A 10452-nucleotide genomic window follows, 5' to 3' on the forward strand; every position below is an offset into this window, starting at 1 on the left:
TAGGATTCAGAAATGTGGCCTTGAGGAGAAAAGATTGTTAAGCGTGGCAAACGCAAGGCAGGGATGGTACCGAATGGCTACTATTCGGGATATTAATTTCCTGCTCAATCCAACGATACTTGGCAAAAAGACAAAGAGCCGACCGGGATTGGTCGACCCTTTGGCGTATTATCTGAATTAACGCTTGATTCTATGTTGATGTAGCGCCGTATACGAGACCCGTACGTACGGTGCAACGGGAGGGTTGATGGCTAACGCCCTCGCTCTACCCTATTACTTGTGAACATTCAGACCGCAGCATTTGCTGTGAATGATATTAAACATGTTTGTTGCTACTGAAATAGGAAGTAAAAACAGACAGAGATTGATTTTCTTGAAGCATACTTGAAGCATAGTTGAATAACAGCAAGGAAAAGAGAATCTTCCGGTTTTCTTACAATAGTGTGTAGGAGAAAAAAGGAGGTTTTATATTATGCGTTATGGATATGCCAGAGTTTCCAGTAGAGATCAGAACATCGCCCGTCAGATAGCAGCCCTTTCTGATTGCGGAATAGAAAAGGAATGTATATTTATTGACAGAGAATCCGGAAAGAACTTTAATCGGAAAAATTACCAGAGAATGCTAAGAAAGTTGAAATCAGAGGATGAAATCTATGTAAAGTCTATAGATAGGCTTGGGAGAGACTATGATGAAATCATCAGGCAATGGCAGTTCATAACAAAGAAGAAAGAAGCACATGTTATAGTAATTGATTTCCCTTTGCTGGATACCAGAAAAAAGGCAGACGGTCTTACCGGAAAGTTTATAGCAGACATGGTGCTGCAAATACTTTCTTATGTGGCACAGGTGGAACGTGAAAACATTCATCAAAGGCAGATGGAAGGAATAAGAGAAGCTAAGAAGAGAGGAGTAACCTTTGGAAGGCCGCGCAAAGCAATCCCTGAGAGTTTTGCTTCTGTAGCAGATATGTGGAATGAGGGAAAAGTAAGTCTTCGTGAAGGAGCAAGACTGCTTGAAACCAATCATGTGACCTTTGAAAGTTGGCTGAAACAATGCGGATATAAATAGAAAATCCAACTTCAATCAGATTTAAACTATTTGCTAAATGCAAATAGCTTAAATATTTAGAGTCAAAAGGGAAAGTTGTTAATATGTAGCGTACATCTATTTTTGCAGTAAAAATGGAAAAATATGTACACTTTTATTTACAGACAAATTTACCCTCCCAAGTATAAACAACTTCAGTCTAACATAGTTGTATGCAAAAGTGTACCTTTGTTACCAGATGAATTGTGACATTGTTGAACAACTGATATTGATTTGATAAATTTTCCAATCTTCCGGGTAGAAGTAGTTTCTGCAAGCTCAATAAACTTAGTGAAGATTATAGTGTGATTGGTTTGCATGAGAAAAAGGAAGGAGAAACAATATGGATAGCATATTGCAGAAAAAGGTACTTGCAATAATTGTGACATTACTATTTTTGTTCAGTACTTTGTTTCAAACGGTTATGCCGGTATCTGCGGAAGAGACGCAGACGGATATCACCGGCAAGATGACGATTGATTCCATCACGTCATCGAATGCGGAGATTAAGGATTCAACGAACGTTAATGATTTTTCAACATCCGTCAAATATGGTGCGGATGTCGATTACAAGATCGACGTGACGGTGAATAAGGGGACACCGATTCTTTCAGGGGATTATATCGAAATACCGGTTACGGCCGATAAGGGACAGCTATATGAAAGTCATGGTCTTTCTGTGCTGGATTCTGAGGACGGATCGCTTTTGGGCGAGGCTACGATTACTAAGGATAAAATTAGAATTAAATTCACCAAGGAGAATAACGCCAAGACGGCGGCAAAGATAACCATTTCGACAACGATGCACGGAGTTGCATGCTTTAGTCAAGGCTTTAACACACAGGCGGAGGTCGACGCTGCATATGCGGCAAATCCTACCGGCATTGATAAGATAAAGATCTACGACAAAAATGTGAATGTAAATGTCAAATCGAATTTCTGGCTGACTCAAACTGCGAAATTCTACGGAAGCTATCCCTCACCCGGGATTGGCGATCCTACAAGTTTTTTTAGCAACGGACATTCGAAATCCGGTGCAACTTCAAGTACTAATATAAGTACTTCTTGGAATATTGCATGGAACAGTTCAACTTACCGATATAAGTTGACATCTCCGCTTACCGGCAAAGAAAACGACACAACTTCGGACTCATCTACGACGGCGGCATTCCTCTTCGGTTATGATAAGGCCTTCGGTTCGTATTCAGTCACAGAGACCGCGTACATGGAGGATACGCTGCCGGGTGATATCTACAGGAATATTACATTAACCAACCTGAGTACAAGAGGCGTGCATTTATATAAAGATGGCAAAACTCCTGTATTGAGACAAAATTACAGCGATGGCAAGCCTACTACCTGTTATAATCCGACACAGACCGGCGTATTGAAATTCGATGATTTTTTCACAAAAAAAGAAGCAGCTTCGGGACAGTCTTATGAACAGTTCAAGGCTTCTCTTAAGCCGGGTGAATATGGGATATATAAGAACCCTAACGGAGACATGAGACTTGTGGCGAGTCTCGGGAAGATAGGGTCAAAGGATCCGAACAAAATGTATACTTGGGGTGCACTTTGCGACAAGTTGGGTAAGGAAAGGGTTGTAAAATTATTCTTTCCTACGTATGAAATCACCGCTGATAATGATCTTAAACAGGTTACTTCTCCTGAACTTATAGATAAAGTATATGATCAGATCAAGAACTGGCCTATTACAGGATGCCGTTTTGATTTTAAAGCTGACCTGGTAAAGCCTGTTATGAGGACAGGTGCGTATGTTGAAAATACAGCAACATTCACAGATAAAACGGCAACAGCCAAGAACCTCTTTGTCGTAGGTGACATCAGCCTCTTTACCTATAAGGACGGGGCAGCCATCCTGAAGACGGACGCCAAGACCGGTCAGGGCATTGAAAAGGCGGAATTCAAGCTGCAGGAGAAGGATCCCGCGGGGAACTGGATTGATACGGATTCCCAGTATGTGAAGGACCATATTACGATTGTGGGGAGCAACGGGGGCAGCAAGAACGGAGACCGTCTCTACACCAATGAAAACGGTATCTTAAATATACGCGGTCTCATAAGCGGCAAGACCTATCGCCTGGTGGAGACCAAGGCTCCGGATGGCTACGATAACAGCAATCCCGCAATCTCGAAGGAATTCGTAATCGACTTCACCGATCCGAATGCGGCGAGTGACAATAAGGATTTCACACTTACGAATAAAAAGTCGGAATATAAGGTTACTTATAAGGTAGTCAAGAACCCGAACGGCGAGGAAATCCCTGCAGGAAGTCCGGCGGCACCTGTGGATTCCAAGGCATATAATTATAAGTCAACAGTAGATGTAAAGCCTGATCTAAAAATGACGGGATATATTTTCGCAGGCTGGCATACCGAAAGCGGTCAGAAGGTAAGTGTCAAGGATGATGACAACTCATTTGAGATGCCGAAGGGTGATGTAGAGCTTGTAGGCTATTGGATAAAAAATACGACCGATATATCGGGCGAAAAGACCTGGGATGACGGAAATAACCAAGACGGAAAGCGTCCCGGAAAAATCACCGTAAATCTTATGGCAGACGGCAACACCGTTAAAACAACGGAGGTTAAAGAAGACGCAAACGGGAAGTGGCTATATAGCTTCAAGGGTGTTCCTAAATATGATAACACCGGCAAGGAAATTGAATACAAAGTCAGCGAAAATCCGGTAGCTGAATATGCTGCAGAAATCACGGGCTTTAACATCAAGAACAGCTACACTCCTCACAAGACCTCGGTAACCGTAACCAAGAAATGGGACGATGCAAACAATCAGGACGGGAAACGCCCTAACAGCATCAAGGTTCAGCTATATGGTGATGATCTAAAGATAGGAGTTGAAATAGAGCTCACAAACGCAACATGGAGCTACACATGGAACAATCTTCCCGAGAAGAAAGCCGGAAAAACCATAAAATACACGGTGAAGGAAGTGGGCTCCGTAAGCGGATATACTACATATTATGACAATCAGAACAGTCAAAATATAACCATCACCAATAAACACGTTCCGGAGGAGATCAAGGTAGAAGGGCAAAAGACCTGGGAGGATAAAAACAATCAGGATGGAAAGCGTCCGAAGGAAATTATGGTAAATCTTTTGGCTAACGGAGAAGAGAAGCAAAAAATTAAGGTTACAGCTTATAATAACTGGAAATACAGCTTTACAGGTTTACCAAAGTATGCAAACGGGCAGGAGATAACATATACTGTAACTGAAGATGATGTAGACGGATATACCTTCAGCAAAGACGGATTTAACATCAAAAACAGCTATACTCCTGAGGAGAGAGGCGTAACGGTAACCAAGTCATGGAATGACGCAGATAATCAGGACGGTAAGCGACCTGACAGCGTTAAAGTACAGCTTTATGCGAACGGACAAAAGAAGGGCTCGGAGATAGAGCTAAATACAACAAACCGGTGGACACACACATGGACGAAGCTTCCAAAGAAAGCTGACGGTAAGGACATAAAGTACACTGTAAAGGAAACAACGAATATTGCCGGATACACAGCTACCGTTGACGACAGCGATATAGGCAATATAAAAATAGTGAACACCCATGAGCCTGAAAAAATATCCGTTAAAGGAACAAAGACCTGGGACGATGCGAATGACCAGGACGGAAAGAGACCTAAAGAGATAACGGTTAATCTGCTTAAGAATGGCGCTCCTTTCAAGACGGTTACGGTAAAACCTAATCCGATAGGAGAATGGAAGTACGAGTTTACCAATCTTGACAAGTATGAGAGTGGAAAGCTGATAAAGTATACCGTAACGGAAAATGCTGTAAAGGATTATAACTTCAGTAATGACGGCTATAACATCAAGAACAGCTATACTCCTAAAGAGACCTCGGTTACAGTAACCAAGAGGTGGAACGACAGCAACGATAAGGATAAAATCAGACCTGAAAGTATCAAAGTACAGCTATATGCTAACGGAGAGAAAAAAGGAGCTGCAGTAGAACTGAAAGCAGGAAATAGATGGAGCTATACATGGAACAATCTTCCGGAGAAGGAGAAAGGTAAGGACATAAAGTATACCGTAAAGGAAGTAGGGAAACTGAAAGGTTATACGGTAAGCTTGGATGATAAGGATCATGGGAATATCATTATCACAAATACACACACCCCTAGTGATATTGCAAGACCTAAAACCGGAGATAACAACAGATTTATCACATATGTGTCACTTCTGCTTGTTTCTGTAACGGCATTTGTTGGGCTTATGTTTTCGAGAAAACGCATAAAGAATTAGCGATACAGTTAGAGCTCCCATATGAGTCCGATATCCAATAATTGAAATCAGATACTGTCAATTACATCGATTAATTAGTGATTTGTGTCTGTAATAATACAGGAAGTCGTAAACAAAAGTTTCGGCTTCCTATTTAACGTGATACAATAATCGAAATTAATATCAAATTATTAAAGAATAAACGAAAACTTGCGGGGAAAACTTATGGATGAAAATAAAATTAGTATTGATGAATTCCTTAATATAGCAGGGGTTAAGTTAAGCACAGTAAAAAGGAATTCGGGTAAAATACCCGGATTACAATATGAAAACGGTGAGTTTAACATCCTTAAGGGAACAAGATATCCGGGAGACTTTCATAGATACAAGTTAACAAATTCTGCAGAGCGGCGTTATGTTTTATTAAAAGCGATAAGTGAGTATAAGTATATTGACTGTTCCGTTCTCAGGATTTATCAGGAACAGTTTGTGACCTTGTTGGAAGAACTGCTTGCTGCCGGGCTGATATCCGAAAACGGACTGCCTAATCACTATGGAGCTAATGCTTATGACTGTACCAAGGCAGGGGATGAGGTGCTTGAACTGGCGAAAAAATCAGAATCTGTAAATAAAATAACTGAAATGGTATCGTCGGCAGCAGGACATTTTTTTGGTGCGGTTATTTCGGAAGTAATTTAGATGATAAATTATTAGTTAAAGTTCATTTTTGATTTGTTAAATGGCATAATTGTAATTGATGTATAGTTCAAAAAATATAAACATGGGAGAAGTGTTATGTTTAGAAAAATGAGAAATAAGAAAAAGGAACTTTCGGAGGAAAGTGCAAAGAGACTGCTCCGTGAAGCACCAAGAGGTATCATCGCTGTAAATGGTGATGAAGGGTATCCCTATGCAGTTCCTATAAATTATCTGTATGATGAGGAAAGGAATAGAATATATTTTCACGGATTACGTTCAGGATATAAAGTCGATTCGTTGAAGGTATCAGATAAAATATGTTTTACCGTATATGGAAATGAGACAATAAAGGAAGAGAGTTGGGCTCCGTTTGTACAGAGTGTAGTTGTATTCGGAAGATGTCGGACAATTGAAAATAGGGATGATATGTTAGAGGCTTTGAAAAACTTTGCAATGAAATACTATCCTAATGAAAAAATGGTGTTGGATGAGATAAAAGCTACCGGAAATGCCGTACAGATGTTTGAGATAGAAATAGAACATCTGACAGGTAAAGAAGTACAGGAGAAATAATCCTTTGAGCAGATGAGGTAAACAGCAAAGACTAAAAATATTTTTACTTTTGTTATTGAATCGGTAAAATAGAAATGGTAGAATTACACAGCAAGTTAGTAAGAGTAGACTAACTTGCTGTGTGTTTTTATCCATCTGTGGTAATAATTACGAATTAGTTTTACTGGAGATATTAATGATTAAGAAAGGGAATGAGATGAGTTATATCAAGAAAAAAGGCATTGTATTTGTGTTATTGCTGGCTTTAATTATTGTATTTTGCGGTTTTAATACTGCTTCTGCTGCCAGCAGAACACAGGATGTGTATCATCCGTATGATGTGACAGTAAAGTCCGGAAGCAGTGCATACGGATTTACTGATGGAGATAAGTGGAGCGCTGTTTATGAGAAGATTACAGGGGCAGCAGGCACGAAGAAGCAGCCGATATGGTATTCAACAGATGCCTCTCATTATTATTTAGTTGAAGCCGGTAAAGAATATAAGTACGGTCATGGATATATTTATACATTCAAGGCAAATGGAGAACTTCTTTATGAGGGTGAAAACGGCAAGATGGATGCAGCCATGATTGCTAAGCTGTATGACGGTAAATCGACAAAAACTACCTACAGCGGAGAGGAAACAGTTAGTGGTAAGACCTTTGACGGACCTGTAGAGGTTGAAGCAGGTGCGAATATTTCCTTTGAAAATTGCAAGTTTAATGCAGGTTTAGTGACTTTCGGAGTATCAAACGTTTCAAATGGTACATTTACGGATTGCACCGCGGTGAATAAAGGTAGTGGCATAACGCATATATCCGATACATACTTTGGTCATGTTGCCAGCTCCTCCGGTTTTTATGGACAGATATCCTCTACGGTAGGTGTCAAGGTGAAAAGCAATAGTGTTTCGGATGCTGTAAAAGGAAAAGACTACAGTGAGTCGCTGATTTTTCCGGATTTTTCCTACACATATTATCCTAGCGAATTTGGACAAAAAGTCACAAAGCAGCTGCATTACGATAAGATTAATATTGTAGGAGCATTACCTGACGGGCTTTCGGCAGAAGATGCAAAATACGATGCTGGTGCACATAATACAATTGTTAAGATCAAAGGTATTCCTACAAAAGCGGGGGATGACCAGAGATTCAATGTTAATTTTCAGGAAAATATTTCAAAGCTTGACATCACGGTACCGATGCTGATAAATGTCAAGGCATACAATTTAGAGTATAAGGTGATTGGTGATGCTCCAGCAGGTTTCACTGTTCCCGATATGGTAACAGGCTTGGGATATGAGGAAGTTGTTACTCTAAATAAGGCTCCAAAGAAAATCGTTGCACCCCAAAATGGGAAAAACGGTGTATGGGAGTTTACAGGGTGGTCAACAGATAAAGACAATCTTGATTCCAGTATAGTAACGTCTGTAAATATGAAGGAGAATACAGTAGTGTACGGCAAATGGAAATTCACACCTGATAAGAAGTCTCCTACAACTACGCATGGAAATAAAAGCGGTACAAAGACGGGAGGACCAAAGACGGGAGATAGAAATTATATAGGTGGATATCTAATTGCACTGGGAGCTGCTTCGGCAGTCCTGGCAGTTGTGGCAAGACGCAGAGTTAGCTGGAAAGAGTAAGCTTTTAACAGAGAAGTTTAAGTTTATCAGAACATAATTTGCCATAAATAGAATGAACGAGGGAATCGAGGTTAATACGGAAATTGGAAGGCTCATCAAAAAAGTTTGGGGTTTATCCAAAAACAATTGGGGTTCAAGTTTGGGGGCTCCGGAGAAAACTCCAAATAATCTTGGGGGCTGAAAACATCTCAAAGAATTAAGAATAACGAGGGAATCAGACGTCTGGTTCCCTCAAATTTCATTTCAAGACTATTTCTTTTTGTACGGGCCTCGTTTGATGCCGGTCTTCACCCGATACTTTTCAGGTGGTAGAGGCGAAGCTAACATTTGAGCGTTTTTTTCTTTCAGCGAACAAAAACCTGTTTCTCAAATGTTCAAAGTTTCTAAAACCTCTGCCGTTACGCTTAAGATCTTTCGCAATACGATTCAGTGACTCCATTGGACCGTTAGATAAGCGACTGAGATGAGTACCGTCCGCGCAGTACCTTTGCATTACAATGAACGAATTGATGATTGATTCAAAGTGATAATCCAAAGTATCTGCTATACTTTTAAACGTGGGAAAGCGGGAATTGCGGTACTCCTGAATCAACTGACGCAGAGCCGGTCTTGCTTTCTTCGGATCATTTCCGTAAGAGCTGATAAATATAACATATTTATCCTTTAAACGACGGAGCTGACTAAGAACAGGATTTATTTGAAAAAGGAGGTGCTCGATTTCGGGAAGATCAAGGTAATAACCAAGCTTGTAATTGAATCGTGGAGGAGCAGAATAATTACGATTATCCGGATTGGAAAGGATTACCCACTGAAAGTGCTTTACGAGGCAGTATTCCTTTGAAGGAACAAATTTGATCTCTCTTTGCAGGTAAGCTTCACGTGCTCTGTGACGTTCTTCGTCACGGGTTTTGAGACTTCCGGCAAGTTTATTGAGATAGAGCCTGAGCTGATTGTTGATGTGCTTAATCACATGGAATGAATCCACAACGGAGATGGCATTGGGGAAGTACTTGTCAACATATGCGATGTACGGTCTGTACATATCTGACACCAGATATTTTACACGATTCCTTTCCACTGTAGGCAGATTTGTGAAGTCTGGCTAAGTTATCTCCTGCCTTCGGTTAGCGATCATATCTATAGGCTCGCCGGTAACGAAATCTTGTATTATAAGAACGTATTTGCAGACTTTTGAGACTTCCATGTGGACTTCATCTATACAGATAACTTCAGTTAGAGGTCTCCTGTGCATGTCTACGTACTTGGAAAATGTAGTGAGAGCATAAGTATCTGATACGTTAAATTTGCGGGCGATATATGCAGCGGTCAAGTTTGAATCTCTGAAGGTATCGATGATCATAAGGTCGGTAAGCTTCGAATTGTGCTTATACTTTTCAAACAATAGGAACTCATCAGTCACGATGTTCCTGCATGCAGGGTTGGTGCATTGCCAACGTCGCTGATTTACGATAAGAACCAACTGCAGATCATCCTGCATGATGGGGTGATTGATAGTCCTTGGATAGACACCTTTGGAATGCATGCGGTAGGAACATATGTGACAAAAATGCGGAAAGAGCTTCTTTTGGATTGTGACGATACGTTTCTTTCCTTTGATTTGCTGGTTGACCAGTTCAACGTCTGAATCTTCTAAATTCAGGAACTTTATGATATTATCCATTGTAGAAATCTCCTCTCTTAAATTTATTACGAATAAAATAATGATAAGAGAAATGAGAAAAAGAGGGCAACACCTCAAGTGCTGTCCTCTTAAACTGTCTTTGAATTTTACTTTAGCCCCCTAAAGTTCGCCCCCAAACTAGGTGTACGAAATGGAGATGTCAAGAAAAGTGCAGTCTCTAAACACCCAAAATTGATTTAAGCCGCTAGGGCTTCGTCGAGCAGCATCCTTCTATATTCTGCCGGAGGAAGCCCGCTCGGATTAGATGTATATATTCGTACCGTATTGTAGTAGGTGAATACATATTTGAAGATCCAGAACTTTACTTCCGACATTTTCATTCTTTATATCGGGATACGACACAGGAGTTTCTTCTTCAAAGTAACGAAGAAGCTCTCTATTCTGGCAATGTCATAACAGTGATCAACACCGCCCAGACTTTGTTGTATGTTATTTGCTGCCAGTATAGCTCTGAAACCATCGCTTGTATATTGGCTGCCTCC

The 10452-nt window shown here is 40.5% G+C and carries 7 protein-coding genes and 2 pseudogenes; 6 read left to right on the forward strand and 3 right to left on the reverse strand.

What is annotated here, in order from left to right; genetic code table 11:
* From AXF17_RS08945 to AXF17_RS03030, 6 genes and pseudogenes are all read left to right on the forward strand, one after another.
* A pseudogene (locus tag AXF17_RS08945) lies at positions 1–181 on the forward strand (group II intron reverse transcriptase/maturase); the annotation flags it as partial.
* A gap of 291 nt (positions 182–472) precedes the next feature.
* Entirely contained in the window at positions 473–1069 is a 597-nt protein-coding gene (locus AXF17_RS03010) for a recombinase family protein (protein ID WP_094233739.1), read from the forward strand.
* 361 nt (positions 1070–1430) lie between these two features.
* Positions 1431–5393: a Cna B-type domain-containing protein gene (locus AXF17_RS03015; RefSeq protein ID WP_094233740.1), complete on the forward strand. Its 3963-nt coding sequence runs from the start codon at positions 1431–1433 to the stop codon at positions 5391–5393.
* 204 nt (positions 5394–5597) lie between these two features.
* Positions 5598–6071 (forward strand): hypothetical protein, encoded by a 474-nt coding sequence (locus AXF17_RS03020; protein ID WP_094233741.1) that lies wholly within the window; start codon positions 5598–5600, stop codon positions 6069–6071.
* A gap of 96 nt (positions 6072–6167) precedes the next feature.
* Positions 6168–6644, forward strand: coding sequence for a pyridoxamine 5'-phosphate oxidase family protein (locus tag AXF17_RS03025; protein ID WP_094233742.1), 477 nt, complete (start codon positions 6168–6170; stop codon positions 6642–6644).
* A gap of 175 nt (positions 6645–6819) precedes the next feature.
* Positions 6820–8268 carry an SHIRT domain-containing protein gene (locus tag AXF17_RS03030; RefSeq protein ID WP_094233743.1) on the forward strand — a complete coding sequence of 483 codons (1449 nt, stop codon included), beginning with the start codon at positions 6820–6822 and terminating at the stop codon, positions 8266–8268.
* Between the two features lie 301 nt (positions 8269–8569).
* Here AXF17_RS03030 and AXF17_RS03035 read toward each other — a convergent pair whose 3' ends face one another.
* The 3 genes and pseudogenes from AXF17_RS03035 to AXF17_RS09430 form a co-directional block, all read right to left on the reverse strand.
* Positions 8570–9346: a transposase gene (locus AXF17_RS03035; RefSeq protein ID WP_157682545.1), complete on the reverse strand. Its 777-nt coding sequence runs from the start codon at positions 9344–9346 to the stop codon at positions 8570–8572.
* Between the two features lie 24 nt (positions 9347–9370).
* Positions 9371–9949: a hypothetical protein gene (locus AXF17_RS03040; protein ID WP_094233745.1), complete on the reverse strand. Its 579-nt coding sequence runs from the start codon at positions 9947–9949 to the stop codon at positions 9371–9373.
* Positions 9950–10314: 365 nt separating this feature from the next.
* Positions 10315–10452 (reverse strand): annotated as a pseudogene (locus tag AXF17_RS09430) (IS3-like element ISCARN46 family transposase); the annotation flags it as partial.

This window comes from Mogibacterium pumilum (assembly GCF_002243385.1).
In the GTDB taxonomy this organism is placed as follows: domain Bacteria; phylum Bacillota; class Clostridia; order Peptostreptococcales; family Anaerovoracaceae; genus Mogibacterium; species Mogibacterium pumilum.